The 18,574-nt window shown below is 36.7% G+C and carries 16 protein-coding genes, 1 tRNA gene and 1 pseudogene; 1 reads left to right on the top strand and 17 read right to left on the bottom strand.

All coding sequences use genetic code 11. The features are described from left to right. Positions 1 to 132 precede the first annotated feature (132 nt). The 4 genes from K1M91_RS16645 to K1M91_RS16630 form a co-directional block, all read right to left on the bottom strand. Positions 133 to 209: transfer RNA gene (locus K1M91_RS16645), tRNA-Arg, on the bottom strand. Positions 210 to 370: 161 nt separating this feature from the next. Next, positions 371 to 1,345 (bottom strand): hypothetical protein, encoded by a 975-nt coding sequence (locus tag K1M91_RS16640; RefSeq protein WP_232803393.1) that lies wholly within the window; start codon positions 1,343 to 1,345, stop codon positions 371 to 373. 202 nt (positions 1,346 to 1,547) lie between these two features. Further along, a complete protein-coding gene (locus K1M91_RS16635) occupies positions 1,548 to 3,647 on the bottom strand; it encodes a YjbH domain-containing protein (RefSeq protein ID WP_232803392.1) in 2,100 nt (699 codons plus the stop codon). Between the two features lie 428 nt (positions 3,648 to 4,075). After that, the gene (locus tag K1M91_RS16630; protein ID WP_232803391.1) at positions 4,076 to 5,032 is read right to left on the bottom strand and encodes a glycosyltransferase; all 957 of its coding nucleotides are present in this window, start codon (positions 5,030 to 5,032) and stop codon (positions 4,076 to 4,078) included. A gap of 876 nt (positions 5,033 to 5,908) precedes the next feature. Between K1M91_RS16630 and K1M91_RS21550 the strand changes: the two are divergent. Next, positions 5,909 to 6,010: pseudogene (locus tag K1M91_RS21550) on the top strand (IS1595 family transposase); the annotation flags it as partial. A 120-nt stretch (positions 6,011 to 6,130) separates the two neighbouring features. Here K1M91_RS21550 and K1M91_RS16625 read toward each other — a convergent pair. The 13 genes from K1M91_RS16625 to K1M91_RS16565 form a co-directional block, all read right to left on the bottom strand. Further along, the gene (locus K1M91_RS16625) at positions 6,131 to 7,135 is read right to left on the bottom strand and encodes a hypothetical protein (protein WP_232803390.1); all 1,005 of its coding nucleotides are present in this window, start codon (positions 7,133 to 7,135) and stop codon (positions 6,131 to 6,133) included. Continuing rightward, positions 7,132 to 7,947: a glycosyltransferase family 2 protein gene (locus tag K1M91_RS16620; RefSeq protein ID WP_232803389.1), complete on the bottom strand. Its 816-nt coding sequence runs from the start codon at positions 7,945 to 7,947 to the stop codon at positions 7,132 to 7,134. The genes K1M91_RS16625 and K1M91_RS16620 overlap by 4 nt, the downstream gene beginning before the upstream one ends. After that, entirely contained in the window at positions 7,948 to 8,868 is a 921-nt protein-coding gene (locus K1M91_RS16615) for an NAD(P)-dependent oxidoreductase (protein WP_232803388.1), read from the bottom strand. It abuts the gene before it with no gap. 3 nt (positions 8,869 to 8,871) lie between these two features. After that, positions 8,872 to 9,300 carry a dTDP-4-dehydrorhamnose 3,5-epimerase family protein gene (locus K1M91_RS16610; protein WP_232803387.1) on the bottom strand — a complete coding sequence of 143 codons (429 nt, stop codon included), beginning with the start codon at positions 9,298 to 9,300 and terminating at the stop codon, positions 8,872 to 8,874. Further along, positions 9,293 to 10,435: a CDP-glucose 4,6-dehydratase gene (gene rfbG, locus K1M91_RS16605; protein WP_232803386.1), complete on the bottom strand. Its 1,143-nt coding sequence runs from the start codon at positions 10,433 to 10,435 to the stop codon at positions 9,293 to 9,295. The genes K1M91_RS16610 and rfbG overlap by 8 nt, the downstream gene beginning before the upstream one ends. Further along, a complete protein-coding gene (gene rfbF / locus K1M91_RS16600; RefSeq protein WP_232803385.1) occupies positions 10,407 to 11,177 on the bottom strand; it encodes a glucose-1-phosphate cytidylyltransferase in 771 nt (256 codons plus the stop codon). The genes rfbG and rfbF overlap by 29 nt, the downstream gene beginning before the upstream one ends. A gap of 12 nt (positions 11,178 to 11,189) precedes the next feature. Then, positions 11,190 to 12,362 (bottom strand): glycosyltransferase family 4 protein, encoded by a 1,173-nt coding sequence (locus K1M91_RS16595; protein WP_232803384.1) that lies wholly within the window; start codon positions 12,360 to 12,362, stop codon positions 11,190 to 11,192. Next, positions 12,359 to 13,531 (bottom strand): hypothetical protein, encoded by a 1,173-nt coding sequence (locus K1M91_RS16590; protein WP_232803383.1) that lies wholly within the window; start codon positions 13,529 to 13,531, stop codon positions 12,359 to 12,361. The genes K1M91_RS16595 and K1M91_RS16590 overlap by 4 nt, the downstream gene beginning before the upstream one ends. A 10-nt stretch (positions 13,532 to 13,541) precedes the next feature. After that, positions 13,542 to 14,996, bottom strand: coding sequence for a hypothetical protein (locus K1M91_RS16585; protein WP_232803382.1), 1,455 nt, complete (start codon positions 14,994 to 14,996; stop codon positions 13,542 to 13,544). Between the two features lie 503 nt (positions 14,997 to 15,499). Next, positions 15,500 to 16,042, bottom strand: coding sequence for an acyltransferase (locus tag K1M91_RS16580; protein ID WP_232803381.1), 543 nt, complete (start codon positions 16,040 to 16,042; stop codon positions 15,500 to 15,502). Next, positions 16,029 to 16,760, bottom strand: a complete 732-nt coding sequence (locus K1M91_RS16575; protein ID WP_232803380.1) for a HisA/HisF-related TIM barrel protein — start codon at positions 16,758 to 16,760, stop codon at positions 16,029 to 16,031. The genes K1M91_RS16580 and K1M91_RS16575 overlap by 14 nt, the downstream gene beginning before the upstream one ends. Positions 16,761 to 16,810: 50 nt before the next feature. Then, a complete protein-coding gene (hisH, locus tag K1M91_RS16570; protein ID WP_232803379.1) occupies positions 16,811 to 17,422 on the bottom strand; it encodes an imidazole glycerol phosphate synthase subunit HisH in 612 nt (203 codons plus the stop codon). Further along, positions 17,419 to 18,561 (bottom strand): N-acetyl sugar amidotransferase, encoded by a 1,143-nt coding sequence (locus K1M91_RS16565; RefSeq protein WP_232803378.1) that lies wholly within the window; start codon positions 18,559 to 18,561, stop codon positions 17,419 to 17,421. The genes hisH and K1M91_RS16565 overlap by 4 nt, the downstream gene beginning before the upstream one ends. Positions 18,562 to 18,574 lie beyond the last annotated feature (13 nt).

Below are 18,574 nucleotides of genomic sequence, written 5' to 3'. Positions count from 1 at the left end.
ACCTCGATAAGTAATGACGGAGTCATTATCAAGGCCCAGATTAAATTAGGAACAATGCGGAGAATTGAGCGCTTACAACTGAGCTACATCCGCCGCTGCTGCATGAAAATGCAATATGACTATTTGCTAACGTGGCGCACCCGACAGGAGTCGAACCTGTGACCTTTGCCTCCGGAGGGCAACGCTCTATCCAGCTGAGCTACGGGTGCAAATGTTAGCGCTGCGAAGTCTACGTATTTGCGATAAATGAGTCCAGTTTTTTTTACCAAACCAGCGCGAATCTCACACAAAACAACAAACTAATTTCCAATACGCATAAAAAATGGCCCGCAAGGGGCCATCATTACCAAAACTAGATAGCTAGTTTAAATTAAGCGCCAGTACCGCCGCCACCGTCAGTACCAGTACCTGTACCAGTGCCTGGAGCAGGTGTTGGAGTTGGCGCAACTGTTGGCGTAACTGTTGGCGTAACTGTTGGCGTAACTGTTGGCTCAACTGTTGGCGTAACTGTTGGCGTAACTGTTGGCTCAACTGTTGGCTCAACTGTTGGCTCAACTGTTGGCGTAACTGTTGGTTCAACTGTTGGTGCAACTGTTGGCTGAGTACCTAAATCTTCAGTTTTGCCCTCAGCATCAACACTGCCATCGGCATTAACTTTGACAGTTACCACAACTTTAACTGTATCAAGATCAATTCCTGCAGCTTCAGCTTTTTTAATCTCGTCAGATACAATTGCACCAACTTTTACTGCAGCATTTTTAAGCGCTGTAAGCGAATCGCTAGGGTTTTGCGCTAAAACTGAAGCCATTGCGTGGTAAGTTGCATTAGCTAGTTTTAACAACTTTTTGTTTTTTTGATTGCCTGCATTGCTACCAAAATCAGCAAATAAGGTATCAGCTGTCAAACCAATATCGCCAGTAGGGTCAAGAGCTGCAATAATTGCATCAACAATTTCGTTTTCAGGCACACCTGCTTCTTGGTAAAGAACATAAGCAGTCGTGAAAGCATTAGCTACTGTTTTGCCTTTAGGTGCTTTTAGCGTACCAACCCATGGGGTGTTAGGCTCATCAATATCTACAGTGCCATCAATGCCCATCACAACAGTAGTACAATTCTCAGGAACGACAGTAGCTGGGAATGATGCTTTACCATTAGCACCAGTAATTGCAGTGTATGGACTATTTGTATCATCAGTACAAGTCAAAGTGACTTGTGCACGATTCAAGTAGTTATCAATAGCAATGTATTCTTTATCTTCGTTAACAGGATCGCTGCCACCGCCACCACAGCCTACAAGGGCTAAAGTTGCCGCACCGACAAACAGAGCAATTTTTGTTAATTTCATAGTTTCCTCTAACAAGTTGTTAGTTAATAAATAGATATAGCAGGGAGTTGTAAGCTGCTTTAGACAGCTTAGATTAAACGCCACCATAGTGACAAAAAAATGACCAAAAAAAATATAAATAAACCATTTTATTTTCAAAATTATAACTAGCTCATAACTTCGCAGCCGGTTATCACATGAACATGCTACAAATTTAAACAACTTAATGAGCGTACAGCCAATAAGCAGCCTTCAATCGCATTATATTCGTTCTCAAGTAGGCATCCGAAAGCCTATCACGGTTGTCATAAACCCTAGCCAAGTTATGTTGCAAACCAGTAGTGGTAGCCATTGAACCGTTTAAACAGTTACAGGCATCATTGCCCACCATCGTTCGGTAACTCAACGACCATTCATCAATGCCTCGCACCTGTACGTATGAAGGGTTCATATCTTTAGTAAGGGTGATGGGTACAGAAAATGACAAACCAGCAAATTTTTCATCTGTATCTTGATATTTAATCGTCACTGACGTGTCACCAAACCAATGTTTTGAGGCTAAGGTAAAACCTTTATCGCCATACCAATACTCGCCGCCACCCGCTTCTAACGCCCAATCTAATTTTTCAACATAATAACGATAGTTGATTAGCATCGGTGTTGCTGTGAGATTTTTTTCATTGTGATCTAGGTAACCAAATTCAGCTGAAAAACGGTGGTTACCTTTGGCTGACTGCCAACGCGTTTCATTCATTGCTCCCACAAAGTGACGACGTACCAAGCCTGCACTAAACTGAGTAAGCACATTACTAGGCAAGCCAAAAGCTTGATGCACTAAGGCGCGATCTATCTCGCTTTTATGACGCGAGTTTGCGAAATATTCACCATCGGCATAGTCATCAGAGTGCATCAATGGCAACAGATGACGAACATCTAACACCCCGCCTTGCCAAAGTTGCATTTGAAGATTGGTCGACAACGCCAAAGAATAATCCATTACCCCCATTTCGGTGCCAACAGTAGAATAAAAACTAGGCGCTAAAATTAGCCTAGCGCGATACGCACCGTTATTATACTGCGGGTGCTGCCAAGCCACGGTAGACATCGCATTAGCTAAGTTCGCTGTAGAAAAAGTTAAACCATGCTCTTTGCTCGGATGCTTTCCCTTGCTGTTCAGAAATGCCCGATACGTTTCAGCATGACCACTCGCCCGCAATACCGGAATCTTGTTGTTTAGTAAGTAAACATCAAAACGGCCATTATGCAGCTTAGACAATATGCCTAAAGCCACACCTAACCCATCTAGCTCATTCCAGTTGAATACATTGTTTTCAAAGGCCAAGTTTAGTGAGTCACCTTCAAGGGCGACACTGATATTTTCAAAGCCTTGCTCAACCAACTCAGCAGACAACAGCGCGGCCACATCACGATTTGAAACATCGCCTTGCCATTGCTGCGATTGCTCTTTTGAAGTGCTGGTTTTATGATTAGCCTGTAGCTCAGCCACTGAACGTTCATCAGCCCAAGCTTGAACAGTATTATCACTGTATCTTTCTGCTTTATTACTGCCTGACAACGGCATGCGCAAACCAAGGCCAACCCATTGGTTATCACGATTAGCAGTATCAGAATTAGAATAAGCCTGCCAGGTTAAGTTGGCCTGCCAACCATAAGGCAGTAAATCATTAGGCGTAAATAACTTAACACCAGCATTAACCCCGGTGCCATCATAGTCAGAAACCAACTGCAACCAATCAAATGCTTGATACTCTATACCGCCAAAAGGGCCATCTAAATAATCAATACCCATTTGGTTTCTATCAGAGCCCTGCCCCCAGCCAGCAGAAACTCGAAAACCGAATAATGATTTAGATGCAACAGCGTATGCATTTTTATGATGCGTTGCTGCACCGCCGTAATCTTGAAACCCTAGCGCCAGACTAAACCATTCCTCCGGTATAAAATGTCCAAAATCATACTTAGCAGAGAAGGAAAGATCGCTCGAGTGCTCTTCATTCCATCCTGTTTCACCATTAAAGCGCTTAAAGGTATTTTGTACAGTAAATTCGGTGTAGGGAAAAATCCCCAAGCCAAGCAACAAAGTCTTATGGGAGCCATCATGATACGAAGTCGAATGATCAATACGCTGTTCTATGTGGTAATTAAAACTGATATCACCATAGGTAAGCACTTGTGCATGAGGTGTTCTTAACAAGCCCGAAAATCCTGTTTGAGCAAATGCACTTTTCACATCATCAGCAAGCGATGCACTAACACAAAAAAAACTAAGCGGCAACGCGTAAGCTAACTTGCTTTTAAACATGAAATTTCCTTTGAGATAGATAAGGTGGACGACGTCAAAAAATCAGTATAGTCAGCATAACGCTGAGTTTAAATAATATTTTCTTGATTAACTTGAAACTATCTTAGAATGGTACGCTACTACAACTGCTTCATTTTAGCTTTCAGCCCTCAGAGACAACATAATTAGCAGCCTTCGAAGCAGTACTAGAGTTGTTCCGGTTAATGCCGACACTGCCATCAAAAAATGATTTAAGTTATTTAATGCTGCTCCGAATAACCATCAGTTTGCGGATAACCTTTAAAACCATCGAGTAATGTAAGTGACCACTAATGCCACTTAGCCAGCTGTATAAATCATTTATTACTAAATTGGTTGCAGAATGTCGGTTACATACTACTTTTAACAGCGGATTACTAGATGTTACCATCAATCACCCTTGGGAAAATTCACTTTTCTACTAAAATATTTACCAGATTTCTAGTTTTAGGAATGATATTAAAATTATCTGCAGCATACTTACTAGAAGAAATCCTAAAAAATTCCAACTTTTCAAGATCAAGTAATAACTCTGCCGCTTTAGCTAATTCAGTTATATTGGAAGGCTCAACCAAAAAGCCATTCACCCCATTTTTTATCGCATCATTCACACCAACTACGTTATACCCAAGACATGGCAACCCCACTGAAGAGGCCTCCATAACACAAACAGGGAAACCTTCCCTTTCTGAAGGTAAAAGCAAAATGTGCGATTTTTTGTACCATTCATAAACATCGTTTGTAAAGCCAACGAAATCGATATAACTACCAAATTCAGCCGTTAGATGGTCAATATCTCTACGAGTTAAAGATGAAGGGTTGTTTGGATATATATCCCCGACTAAACTAAGCCTGACATTATAATTTTTTTCTCGTAAAAGTCTAAGAACAGCAATAGCATCATGAACACCTTTATCTTTAATTAGCCTCCCAATATATAAAAGCTCATAATGTTTAATCTCATCGAGCTTGGACTTTCTAGGGTAAGAATTTAATTCTATACCTATACCACCAGTGACTGTATCAGTTGCTAAACCAACGAGCTGCCTCTCCGAATTATTACAAAATAAACGCGTAGCACTATTTCTTGATAGCAAAAACTGTAAAATTTTCTGAAAAAATGGTCGACGAGAAAAAAAAGACCCTAAGCCCTCAGTATAAATAACGAGTCTATGATTAAAAGGAACTAAAGTGGGATATACAATTAGAGCAGTAACTAAGAAATGGGAAATAAAAACTGAGCCTTTAAGTCGCTCCTTCAAAACAAAAATATTCATCAAAAAAATACAAAAAAGCTTTTTAGTGAGACTGGATAAGTCAGGTAGTTTGTAAACAAATACACCTAAAGCCTCAAGTTTGGCTTTCATTTTAAGATCATCTATCGGAGCTATCACGTACACGTTACCATATTTCAATAGCTCAACAATATAATGCCGGCGAAATATGTAAGTAGTCTTAATTGAGTTTTGGACAATTACAAAATTTTTCATTAAATTGATTCTATCAATAGTTTTCTTTTTCCATACAGAAATTGGCTAAGTAAAGTACTTTCATCTATCCCTGCCCCTAATACCGTACAATAAAAATTTGATATTATATAGGTCAATCCACAGTAAGGGTGCAACAAATACATTAGAAAAACCTAATATACAAGATATTGGCACCTTTTTAGCATTCGTATCACCCTCATAATCAAAGTTACAGCAGCATTTTTATATATCGAATTGATGTATAACAACTTTATCGTCTACTTTATTAGTAAGCAACTCCTTTTACTCGTTGTAAACCTCTTAATACGTTAACGCTTAGTTTTATTTACTATTTCTGCTAAACGACTAAACTCTGCGATAGCCTTCCAATTTTAACGATATAAAAAGGTAGACTCGTATTATTAGGCAGATGTTCTCGGATCAAAAAATGTCTCTAAAAAAGACTAATTTGATTGCCCTGAAATAGCTCCGGCCTGAATTTTTATCTCACGTTACTTTATTTATTCTTCTTATATCAAGTTATTTGCTGGGTAATTTTCTAAATAGATACTACAGAAGATAACAGCAGTAAACATGTTCTGCGTTAAGTCCCCATAGATATTGTTATACACCTTCTTTGAAGTCCAAACCCATTCCCATTGTTGTGTTGGCTCGTGATGTCTCAGAGCCTCAGTTTTAAGGCTACCTGATTACCACTGAAAGTCCGTACGTCTAAGCTATGATTATGTTGAGTTCAAGCATGAGGTGGCTATCATGGCTAAAAACAAAGTTCAACTTCAGAAAGGTATTTCAACACATTGATTTATCATACAATATGGCACGGATGAACAATGCCGTAAACGCCTGTTTGATATGTGTTGTTTCAAGTATTCAAACAGCGCCGATGCCTGCTAGGTTACTTAATCGATGGTAATCAGAAAGCGTAACACTATAAGATAAGGGCTTCATAACTTACTCTTACCAAACTAATTGAGCTCATGGGCCACGCTTTCGACAATTTAATACGTATCCAAGTACTACCTGACCCGAAAGGAAAAACATAGCAGGATAGTGCCAAGTAAATAAAAAAATAATCAACAAAGGCATGAAATTAACTTTATTAGACTTATTTATCAAAAAAGCGACTATAAGACAGGAACCTACAAGTCCGAACCCTGAGAAAAAATACACCCAACCGAAATCCCCACCCAAACCAATGTTACTGTAATTCGAAACGTCTCCAAAGATAAAATCAATATAGGTAAAGGACGCAAAAACATCTTTAATCTGCCCCAGCTTAAATTCAACAAGAAAGTTAATATAAGCATTTGAGACCTTACTTGAAAAGAACGCCAAATCGAAATTATTGATAAATATCCCACCTAAAAAAATTAATAAAAGTGAAATAAACACAGTAAGAAGAGGCACTCTAACAAAAATAAAACAATAAATCATAAATATAAAACTTAAATAACCAACTCCAGATGAAAGAACAAGTACTGAAAGAGAAAGCATCAGAAAATTTAATAACTTAAAACGAAGCATTGTAAATAAAACAACAAGAATAAGGCTTGCTACCGATGCATTTCCAGCGAATGAATATGGTCGTTGATACCCCCCAATATTAAAGTGACTTGGTGCAGACGCATCGGGAAAATTAGGCATCAACTGAGGAGAAATAACTGTATTTATAACCACCGACTCAAGAACAACTAAAAAACACAAAAATAAAAAATGACTACTACAAAAGCGGTAAGAACTATATTTAAAAACAATATAAAAAATCAAGAAGCCAAAATAAAACCTAACAGAACTAATAGCCATGAGTGGTTCAAAAAATAAAACATTGACTAAAAAAACCACCGACAAATAAATAATAAAAAAATAAAAAAGAAGGTTATCGGTAAACTTAATATTTTTAAAAACAGATAAATAACCAATCGCATTTACAATCGGTAAAAAAGCCGAAAAGAAGCTGAAATAGAAAAGTCTGTTTTTCACTTTAATAACATCAACCTAAAAGCACGAAAAAAATTAAAAATTGTTGCCCCTAGAAAGTTATATGGAGCTTTAAACTTAACATGGGAATAACAATTAACTAACACACTCTTTACAAGCATCAAATATTTACCATCTTTACTGCTTAATGAAGATTCAATCACTCTATAGCTAACAAATTCATCTGAACACACCAAGTAAAAACCCGAGTTATTTGATAGAACTTCTAACCAAAACAAATAGTCCTCTACACACTTAAAAAAGTCATTTTCATTAAATCGAACTCCTTTAATGTTAGTTTTTTTCAAGATAACCGAGGAAGTTATTACATTATTTCTATACATCAACCCCTTTAAATCACATTCGGCAGTTCTCCTGAAACTCAACCCTCCAAAAACTCCTTTACCCTTTATTAAAGTATTACCATGCTCATCAATACGATGTATCGATGAAGACACGAAATCCCATCCCCCCCCCTTTAACAAGCAAAGTTGTTTTTCTAGCTTATCTGGGTGCCAAATATCATCTGAATCTAGAAATGCAATATATTCTCCTTGTGCATTTTCAATCCCAATATTCCTTGGTTTAGCTGGACCACCTGAATTTACCTCACAGCAAAATACTTTTAGATTTTTAAACTCAAATGCAAATCTATTAACTATCACCATACTCGAATCTGTCGATGCATTATCAACAACAATGACCTCATAGTTATTATATGTTTGGTTTAAAACAGATTGTAAAGTTTCTTCAATATAGTTTTCCGCATTGTATAACGGGATAACAATACTGACCAAAGGAGAAGATTCATTCATTTATCTAGCCAATAGTTGAAATATTTTTTTCGCTTCTTGCACTATACCGTCTCGATACTGATGAGTAATTACGGCACAAAGCTTCTTATTCGACACCAGTAATTCGGCAGGTTCAGTTTTATCTTGTTTGTTAGCAATTATAGCCACTTCTCCACCAAACTCTTGTCGATAAGCTAATTGAACTCTGTCGACCATCTGATTTAGCGAGTAGGATATCCCAGCGGAAAGGTTGAAAGTATCGTTCAATGGCTGTGACAGATAAAGCAACTTAATTACAACGTCAACGACATCACCCATCCAAATGAAGTCTCTGATCGCAAGTCCATTACTTTTTAGCTGAATTTTTTGCTGAGAAAAAGCTTGATTACAGATATCGTTGAGCACTAAGTACCATTTGTCTGAATCTTTAAACGTCGGGCAACCATAACTATTGGAAAGTCGAAGAATTACGTAGTTTAGTCCGCTCTGCCGATGGTGCTTTTCGATATATTTTTCAGCAAAATAATGCGTCAGCCCATAATCATTAAAAGGAGTAATCGAAGTAGACTCTTCAACAACCCCACTCGTTTTGCCATAGACATGGAAAGTACTGAAATACACAAGCTGACCAACTCCATGCCTCGCAAGAGCCTGACATAACAACTCTGTTCCTAACGAGTTAATCATTAAAGCATCTTTTGTATAATTAGCTTGAAAATGCTCGTTGTAACTCGCCGTATGAATACACACATCGTAGTAGCAGTCTATTGCGAAATTAAGTTGTTCTTGCTGAGTGATATCTGCCTGAACAAATCGATAATTGGGATGATTGACAACATGACGTTCTTTTCGTGCCAAGACCGTCACAGAGTGATTATCGAGGCACTCTCGCATTAGCCAAGAACCAAGATTACCTAATCCTCCAGTTATAAGAATATTCATGGCTTACCACTCAAACCGGATGTCATTGAGCGATTTAACCTCACTCTCGTTTGGATCGTGAGGAATACTCGCCAGATTAAGCAATAAATTCCGTGACTCACCTATACCTTGAAAAGACAACCAAATACCATGTGGTACAGTAAGACGACAGTAGTTATCTGCCGACAGCTCTGTTTGATAGAATTCCCCATATGTACTCGACAAAGGCCGGTCATCGTAAGCGACAAACTTGATCCTTCCTAACGGAACTACCAGGTTTAACACCATCTCAGAGTGCTTCTTCCAGCCTTTAATTTCTCGAAAATTGACTTCTGAGAAATACGCTTCACCAAAACCCGCATATCCACTATCGGAACTTTTCATAGCATGAAAAATATCACCTTTCTCGTGGGGAATTTTTTTAAGCTTAGTAAGTATTAAACCATCAATCATTATCTTTACACCACTGAATATTTTTCGCCGTGGCTTCCTTCTGATAGATTCGAATTTGCTCTATGGTAAAGCTCAACATATCACAATCTTCATTATAAAATTTATAGTACCACTCGCTTACAAATTTAATACATTGTTGATAGTTTAAGTTTGCTTCCCATTTAAGGTTAAACAAAGCCTTATCGCAATTAAGCTTTAACAGACCAGCCTCATGAAAAGGTATATTATCGGTAACTAAATAAGCATCACTAGTACGCTCAAAATTCCAAAAACTACTTAAATCGTAAAGCAGTTCTTTAACCGTGTGATTTTGCTCAGCTCTAGGTCCAAAGTTATACTGCTCCCCATGATTACGATTGTCTTCTACAAGTCCTTGGCCAAGGGCTAGATATCCACTTAAAGGCTCTAACACATGTTGCCAAGGTCTCGTTGCTTCAGGGCATCGAATTTCAACTTGCTCACCTTGACTCCACGCTCTCATACAATCAGCTACGATTCTATCCGCAGCCCAATCTCCACCACCTATCACGTTACCAGCGCGCCCTGTTGCTACGCGTACTTTACTGCTTGGGTCTTTGAAAAATGACTGTTGGTAAGCGTGGAAAATAACCTCGGCAGCACCTTTTGACCCGCTATAAATATCTTTCCCACCTAAATGATCAGTCTCTTTATAGCCCCATACCCACTCAACATTTTCATAGCATTTATCACTAGTAATTATTACAGCATAACACTCTTGATCATACTTCCTAAGTATTTCAAGCACATTAGCTGTCCCGATAACATTAGATGATATTGTATCAATTGGATCTTTATATGAAAGGGAGACAATAGGTTGAGCGGCTAAGTGGAATAAAAAATCAGGTTTAAAATCATTTACTATAGATGATAACTTCTCTAAATCTCTAACATCACAAAAATGGTGCTCTATTTTTTCCTGTAAAGCCAGCTCTTCGAACATAGATGGCTTTGTAGGTATATCTTTTGATATACCACATATATTTGCCCCTAAATCAAGCAACCAAGTAGTAAGCCAAGTTCCTTTAAAACCAGTGTGACCGGTGATAAGTACCTTTCTATCTTTGTAAACATTATTAAACATTGTTTTACCAGGTCTTCCAGAGAGCTTTTCCATTTTCAATCATCTCATTTAATTTCTGTTTATCATTCAATGAATCCATACATTTCCAAAAGCCATGGTGTTTAAAGGCCATTAATTCACCATCTAAAGCCAAATCTTGTAACGGCCTTTGCTCAAAGACAGTCGAGTCGCCTTCTTTGATGTAATCAAATACGTTCGGTTCACAAACAAAGAAACCACCATTGATCCAAGAGCCGTCTCCTTTGGGTTTCTCAAGAAAATTTGTCACATTATCATTGTCTAACTCTAATGCACCAAATCGGCCATCAGGTTGTACTGATGTCATCGTAATACTTTTTCCATGTGACTCATGAAACTGAACTAGCTTCGAAATATTTACGTCAGATACACCGTCGCCATATGTTAGCATAAACCTTTCATTATTAATTATCTGTTGAGCACGTTTTACCCTACCTCCGGTCATTGTATTTAAACCAGTATCAAGTAAGGTGACGGTCCAAGGCTCAGAGGTATTTTTATGAATTTTCATTTCATTTGTAGAAAGATTGATTGTAACGTCACTCTGATGCAGAAAATAATTGGCAAAATATTCTTTAATATAGTACCCCTTGTAGCCAAGGAGTATTATGAAGTCATTGAACCCATGTTGTGAGTACATTTTCATTATGTGCCATAATATTGGCTTTCCACCAACCTCCACCATTGGCTTTGGACGCAGACCGGTTTCTTCACTAAGGCGAGTACCGAAACCGCCTGCCAGTAATAAAACTTTCATAATAAGATCACCCTAAAATAATTTATCGTAATTTTGTGCCATTATTGTCGAACTATATTTTTTCTTAAAACTATCTCTTGCAGCATCTATTAAGAGCTGGTTGTAACTTTTATCTTCCAGAATATTGGTTATATATGTACAAAGAGAATTGACATCACCATAGTTAACAAGAATACCATCTATTTCATGCTCAATCACCTCAACCATTCCACCAACTCTAGTAGCTATTACTGCTGTGCCCAAAGACATCGCTTCAATAATCGTCAACCCAAATGATTCATTTTCTTTTGAAGGTACGACGAGCAAATCAGAGGTAGCAATAATTGATTGAGCGTCTTTCCTAAAGCCAAGTAGAGTAATATTTTCAACCCCACTAGCTAGTTCAACGATTCTTTTTTTCTCATGCTGCGTTCCCGTGCCACAGACAATCAATTGGTACTGCGGTAATTTTTTCATCGCAGAAAAGAGAAATTCATGGCCTTTCCTTTCTTCGAAAGTACCAAGCATGACAATAGTTTTTTTCCTAGCCGTTTCGGTTATATTATCAACTAAGTTAAAAACATTATGAGCATCGATAATAGGTTTTGATATTCCATTGTAAACAACCTCAACAGGAATATTTTTAAGTCCAGACCTGACTTGAACTGATTGTGCACAGCTTCTTGAAACTGTTACGAAAGACTTTATTGAGCGACACAACAGCCGATCACAAGAGTATTGAAAGAAACCTATAAACTTCCGATATGGCCTAGCATTATTATGGAAATTATAGATACACCTCTTTCGATTTATTAAAAACCAAGCGATGGCCGCCAAATTACAGCTTTCTCCACCAGGGAAGCCACCATTAACAATCATTAACTCGCTAAAATGCATATTTTTTTTGAAAAAATCCAACAATTGAACAAGCAAAATTGGATATGAAACAAGCAACAAAATACCTTTAATAATATTTTCTAGCCAAGAAAAGCGTGATAAAATTCCGCTCCCAGGTTTGATAAAATTATGTCTAGAAAAGAAATTCACCAATTTTACACTGTTACCGAACTGATTTTTTAGATCTTCTGCTCCTTCATGGCTCTCATTAATAACCAAGCAACAGTCGTCCCTCCACTCATTCAATAAATTATTTAGAAAGGTATCTAAACCACCTTTTCTGTAATTTTCACAAAAAATAACTCTCACTCTCTGCCTCCATTTTTCATAAACTCAATCATATTAATGGCATTTAATGGTTTTAGTGAGGGCATATGAGTAACATAATTATCTATATATGCATTATATTTCTTTGGGTTTATTTCAAAATCTGACTGAGAAAATGTGAAAGGCGTGCTTGTTGAGATACAGGGACACCCCAACTCTTCACTAAAAGTTTTTGTAAGCCCGTTATCATAACCGTTATCGGTTAATAGTGGGTCTTCCACTAAAATTAGTGGCGTTTTGAAATGGGCAACAGCATGTATTGCGGTACTGTTATGTGTCATGCATATTAAAGCTCCCCGAATGGCATCAATCGTCTCTCCTAAAAACACTTCCCACCCCTCCCAAACATTTTGATACTTTTTGTACCCAATCATCCTCGGGTGCATGGAAATTTTAACCTTGCAATTGTAACTAATACTAGCTTTTATCAACAGTGACTTTATTCTTTCAAAATATTTTTCATCATTATTACTGATATCACCATTGCATTTAAGTGTATCTGTATGGTACGGGATTGCCTGGTCGATCCATAATATATATTTTTCTTTATTATCACCCGAGGTTTCAGTAGAAAGCCTCTCAGAATTCATAAGTAAATACAGATAAATATCATAAGATTGACATTCAATAACTTTTGTTTTTTCATCAATCCCAGGATAAGCTTTATCTGATAGCACGCCAGATCGCATAACAAAATAATACGGTAGCTTCTTATAGAGATATCGCCCATAGATTTTACTAATTATTTTTTTTACTATCTTTTTCCTTTTCAAGACAGGTAATAGTTTTGAAGAGAAAAAATTTGATTCTGTATTTGTAATTAATGGCATTGCGCCTAACGTTTGCAGCCCTATATTTTTAGTAAAATCAAATATTTTCTTGTGAAAGGTTGGGGGAAGTACTCCTCCACAAATGATAAAATCACTTTTTGAGATACTAAACCTCAAAGATTCAAAGTCAGTTATTGTATTACAGTATATGATATCTATTGGTACTTGATTCTTTATTAGTTCATCACTTTCACACCAAATTAAAGTTGATACATCAACAACGATGACTTTCACACCTAGAAGAGATAATTCGTATAGCCCATACCTGTAATAATCACGATCACTAACTCTATTCACACTAAAAAACCAAACTTTCATCATGCTCACCTAATTAGAATATATTCGTCCATTTTTTCTTTATCAGTATAGCAAAAGCCCCCCCCAATATTGCATATACCAGTCCTGAAGCTGCTACATTTAAAATGGCAGAATTAAAGTATGATATTTTTGATATATAGCAAAATAAGAAAAGAGGAGGAAGCACCCAAAACTGTTGCAATAGCAATTTGAAAAAGTTAATTTCTAAATATTTGGAATTGAAATATAGTTGCGTATTCACACCAAAAAACTGAATCAGAATCATTTTAATCGCTAACCCCATGGCCCCTAACTCAAAGAAGCTCAAAGTTAAAAAACTAATTGCCACCCCTATCAATGTATAAAATAAGCCAATATTCCTATACAATCTAACCTTTTCAGACGCAAAAAATAAAGAGGAGCTTATTTGTCCATATGTTTGGTGTAATGGATAAAAAGCCATTATCATCAATGACACATGCGCATCAAAATATCTATCATCAGAAAAGACCAAGAGTAGATCTGTAGCGTTCATCATAATAAACACACAAAAAAAGGCGGAAACTAAATATAGTCTAGGAGAATAGGATAAAAATATGCTTCTGACCTCTTTCAATTTACCGCTATGTATTGACTTTGAGAACTCCCTCATAATTATTGGTGTCATAGCACTTGTAAAAATCAGGCACATAGCTGATATTGAGTATGCCAACCCATAATATCCAACCTCTTCGGCACCAGACACTCTTTGCAACAACCAAATATCAAAAAAACTACCTAACACAGCTACAATATTAAATATAATTAGAGGCGAACAAAATTTATAAAACTCTTTTAAAATACTTCTCCAACCAGATATAAAAAATAAAATTTTAACAGAGATAACGTTAAGTTTTATAAAAACCAAAGAAACTACCAACGCAAAAAAAAATGACAAACCAATTTGCAGTATAAAATAAAGCTCCAGATCTAAACTCAAGAAATAAAATGCACTAAAAATAATACCTAAAGAAATTAGCCGATGTATTACTTTTATAATTTCTATTGAAACGGTAAGAGCATATGAGTCTGATATTTTCACTAAAACCTGCGTAAGCCAAGTGATAAAACCAAACATTAATGCATAATAAATATAAACCCTATCGACTTCCGAGAATATATCAACTGAAAACCCAAAGCATTCAACTGAATAAACAAAAGTTATCGCGCAGAAAAAAATAATTAGTGAAAAAAAGAAATAGAAACCCAACAATTCCTTTCTCTCATTATTAGCCGATAATTTTGTAAAAAATGCCGTGGATGTATTCGAATCCAAAAAGGAAAACAATTGATTGAATAGTTGTTGAAGGTAATTGAATTGGCCGTAGGCAATTGGGCCTAGTGCTTTTGGTGCTATTGCTACCAAGATTGCATTTATTATCCCAGATATAACGCTGGATAAAAGCTTAAATACGTACCTCTTTTTTAGGCTATCGTTATTTTTATACATTTAGTTTTTCATTACTGTTATTTATAGGAATTAGATGGACAGATCTGTAACTAAAACGCAATTACACTGGTATGTGTCAGGCGCTAAAACAAATAGCTAATATATTGTTTTTCTCACTGAAATTGATTAACAGTAGCCGGAATAACCCTTTTTGTGTAGTTTTACCTCTTATTTAAGTAAGGACTGCTTGGTGAAAATAAGCCCGAGATGTTCCTCATAATGAACTATCTAGGGAAGTTTAGTGAGCGACGCTCTGTGATCAAGCACATTACGATTTGCGCAGATGTTCATTAAAGAACTGTTATAATTCCACAGAATCACAAACATTTACTTTCCAAGGTATATCTTTTAAATTAGAGACTACTTCAAGGATTTTTAAACAGCCTTGGTAAGTTAGTTAATTTATCGAGCTACAACTTGACTGGTATTTGTTTTGATATGGCTAGTCACAGTTGTTCTAATGAAACCAGCACCATCAGCTACAAAAACCTTCATTTATTAGCTCACTTTAATTCTTTTATTATCTTCGCTGGATTGCCAACTGCTACACAAAAGTCAGGAATCGACTTCGTTACGACAGCCCCCGCACCTATTACACTGTTTTTTCCCACTGTTACGCCAGGAAGTATAATACTATTGGCGCCGATCCATGCCCCCTCCTTGACTATCACATCTTTAGAAGGATAATAGCCTTGCTCAATTAGCGGTATATCCCTTCGGTCAAAGCGATGATTGTTGACATAAAAGTGTACACCTGCGCCAATCATTACATTATTTTCAATGACGATCTGCGCAAATTCATCTGCGAATAACATAGTTAATGGTCTTATTACAACATTTTCCCCAATACAAATATTTGAGCAACTTATTGCATAAGCTCCTGATCGAAAGTCAGCGGTAATAGCAAAGTACTTAAACTTTTTACTACACAGTTTTCTCATTTTACTTTTGTAATGTAGCATCCAGTGAGTAAACGGAATATCAGGTCCTATCCGATCAGTATCAATGCAAAACTTTATTTTTTTTACTATCTCAAAAATCAGCATTATCCCACCTAGCTAAATTGGCTCCCTCATTTAGCATAAATTCACGTGCTTTAGGTAAACCATTGCCTATGAAATTAAACAAGTTAGCTGTTGCAACACCTGATACGCCTTCAACATTTAGCCCATCATTTAAATGCGCTCCATTACCAGCACCACCTAAGATAATGAAAGGAACATTAACTGAATTAGCGTACTTGGTTATATTTGGTATGTCATAACCAAAACCAGTCCCGTCTTTCTCAATAGAATTAAATAAGATTTCACCAACTCCTAGCCTTTCTAGTCGTTTCAGATAATCTTCCATTGCCACTGGTACTGAAACCGTTCCATCCTTAATATATACAATCGGTTCATGTTCAATGATTTTATAATCAACAGAAGCAATAAGACTTTGTGCCCCGTATCGAGCAATTATTTGCTTAGCCAACATTTCATTTTCATATAATGGTGTATTGAGTAATACCTTATCTGCCCCAGAATTGAACAGTTTTTCTGCATCATCTATACTTCTAATGCCACCACCTGCAGTTACTGGAATAAATACATCTTCAACTAGACGGCTGATTGTTTCAGAAAACTTGTCAATATTTTTTTCTTTTCTAGTTGCATCAACAACAAGTAACTCATCCATAGAAAAAGAGATTTTTTGAAATTTATAGTTTTTCTCTAGCCAGTTTATATCTCCAACACGCTGCAATCTAAAATTACGGCTTTGCATAAAGCAGCCTTCATTGTAAATAAGCCCAAAAATCAACCTGTTACGTAGCATTAAAATTTCTCAATAAAGTTGCGAATCAGCTTAAGCCCATTGTGTTGGCTTAGCTCCGGATGAAACTGGACTCCTGCAATATGATTTTTTTCAAATGATGCAATAAAGTTTTCACCGTAAACACACCTAGACGCACAGATATCAGCTTCTGATTGCATTCTGAAGCTATGGGTAAAGTAATAATCAAGTTCTGTATTAATCCCCGAATACAACCGACTATTTAAAACAGGCTCAACCTGATTATATCCAACATGAGGAATTTTAATTCCTTTCGAATTAAAAGCTTCAACCTTTGCATCAATAAGCGCAAGACCTTCATGAAACCCATCTTCAGTACTAGAGCGGCCAATTAGTTGCATACCTAAACATATACCTAGGATCGGAATTTTTTTACACAGAACTAATTCCCGGATTATTGAATGCAAGTCTAATTCATGAATTTTTTTCACTGCCATAGCGTAGTTCCCTACGCCAGGCAAAATAAGTTTATCTGCTGACGCTAATATGGATGAATCATTAGACAATATTACATCTTCAAACCCAAGATACCGTATAGCACTTATAACAGACTTCACATTCCCCATACCATAATCAACAACAACTATTTTCATACTTCGAAATCTTCGCCTACAGTAAACTTAGGTTCCCAAATACCATTAACTTTCTCAAATAGGTCCTTATTAGCATATTTATCTAGAACCACATCAAACTCATCTTTTGTCATCTTATAATAATCTAAATATAGATCTATAAATTCATGTGGATACTGATTGTCGTATGCGGCCACCAAGTTAAGAGCTTGTTCACGCGTCATTGCCCCCCTTCTTATTTCTATACCCGCATCTTGAGTTGCTCGACCAAAGCCAAATTTTAGGTACATGAGATAAGCGTGAAGAGAATACAGAGCCTGATCATTCTGTGCAAAATTCGTAAATGTTCCAGCTGTGCCCTCTTCTTTTTCTTTGAGTCCACAGTGCTCTTTAGCCACAACATAGTTTCGATAAGAATCCCACGCTTCAAAATATGACCAGTGTGTAAATGCTAGTTCGGACTCAGAAACTTGCTCATCAGTAGGAAATTTCCAGAAAGCTAAGTCACCTTCATTGACATCAGGTTGCTTAAGTACTTCATTAAATACTTTTTCATAGCCACCTTCAAAGTAAACCCGCTTCATATATTCTATATCATAAAGTGCTTTATTTTTACTCTCTGTTGAACCACCATATTCTACTTCACCATCTTCCCCGTAAAATATTAACGGTATACCAAAATTCATCGCTGTTTGGATTACTGCCGTTTTTATCGCTATTAACCAGCCGTAGTAAGGGAATCCTTTTTCGACAAATCCTAACTTATTTAGCTTTTGCATTACATTTGCATCAGGAGATATATGAATATGATTGAAGCCTGAAGCTATAAAGTTCGATAAGTTTTCATCACCAAGCTCAAGGCTTAATGCTGGTCTAATGGTGACAGCTAAAGGATTCATTCCATACTTATGCTTGAGAGTATACGCAACATATGAACCATCTTTACCACCGCTAACTGGTACAATACAATCAAATCCTTTGCTATTTGAAGAGCGATACTTATTTAATAGCGCGTCTAACTCTTCTTGTCTGTTAGACCAATTTAAATCTTTCTTTTCTTCTTTCCATTGGCAAGCATTACAACTACCATTTTCATCAAATGATATACGTGGCCGGGTTGACATATTCAAACAAGTTTTACACCAAAATATTTTTTTCATAACTGACCTTTTA

Source organism: Motilimonas sp. E26, assembly GCF_021278025.1.
Taxonomy (GTDB): Bacteria; Pseudomonadota; Gammaproteobacteria; order Enterobacterales; family CBDFNC01; genus Motilimonas.
Note: the sequence above shows the minus strand (reverse complement) of the source record. Positions and strands in the feature narration are given on the sequence as shown.

What these genes read in the sequence shown, in the direction of transcription:
- rfbF (WP_232803385.1), bottom strand. Translation starts at nt 11,177, where the DNA reads ATGAAAGTTTTATTACTGGCAGGCGGTTTCGGTACTCGCCTTAGTGAA.
- K1M91_RS16575 (WP_232803380.1), bottom strand. Translation starts at nt 16,760, where the DNA reads ATGCAAAGCCGTAATTTTAGATTGCAGCGTGTTGGAGATATAAACTGG.
- K1M91_RS16610 (WP_232803387.1), bottom strand. Translation starts at nt 9,300, where the DNA reads ATGATTGATGGTTTAATACTTACTAAGCTTAAAAAAATTCCCCACGAG.
- K1M91_RS16580 (WP_232803381.1), bottom strand. Translation starts at nt 16,042, where the DNA reads ATGCTGATTTTTGAGATAGTAAAAAAAATAAAGTTTTGCATTGATACT.
- K1M91_RS16565 (WP_232803378.1), bottom strand. Translation starts at nt 18,561, where the DNA reads ATGAAAAAAATATTTTGGTGTAAAACTTGTTTGAATATGTCAACCCGG.
- K1M91_RS16620 (WP_232803389.1), bottom strand. Translation starts at nt 7,947, where the DNA reads ATGAATGAATCTTCTCCTTTGGTCAGTATTGTTATCCCGTTATACAAT.
- rfbG (WP_232803386.1), bottom strand. Translation starts at nt 10,435, where the DNA reads ATGGAAAAGCTCTCTGGAAGACCTGGTAAAACAATGTTTAATAATGTT.
- K1M91_RS16585 (WP_232803382.1), bottom strand. Translation starts at nt 14,996, where the DNA reads ATGTATAAAAATAACGATAGCCTAAAAAAGAGGTACGTATTTAAGCTT.
- K1M91_RS16615 (WP_232803388.1), bottom strand. Translation starts at nt 8,868, where the DNA reads ATGAATATTCTTATAACTGGAGGATTAGGTAATCTTGGTTCTTGGCTA.
- K1M91_RS16630 (WP_232803391.1), bottom strand. Translation starts at nt 5,032, where the DNA reads ATGAAAGCCAAACTTGAGGCTTTAGGTGTATTTGTTTACAAACTACCT.
- hisH (WP_232803379.1), bottom strand. Translation starts at nt 17,422, where the DNA reads ATGAAAATAGTTGTTGTTGATTATGGTATGGGGAATGTGAAGTCTGTT.
- K1M91_RS16590 (WP_232803383.1), bottom strand. Translation starts at nt 13,531, where the DNA reads ATGATGAAAGTTTGGTTTTTTAGTGTGAATAGAGTTAGTGATCGTGAT.
- K1M91_RS16635 (WP_232803392.1), bottom strand. Translation starts at nt 3,647, where the DNA reads ATGTTTAAAAGCAAGTTAGCTTACGCGTTGCCGCTTAGTTTTTTTTGT.
- K1M91_RS16640 (WP_232803393.1), bottom strand. Translation starts at nt 1,345, where the DNA reads ATGAAATTAACAAAAATTGCTCTGTTTGTCGGTGCGGCAACTTTAGCC.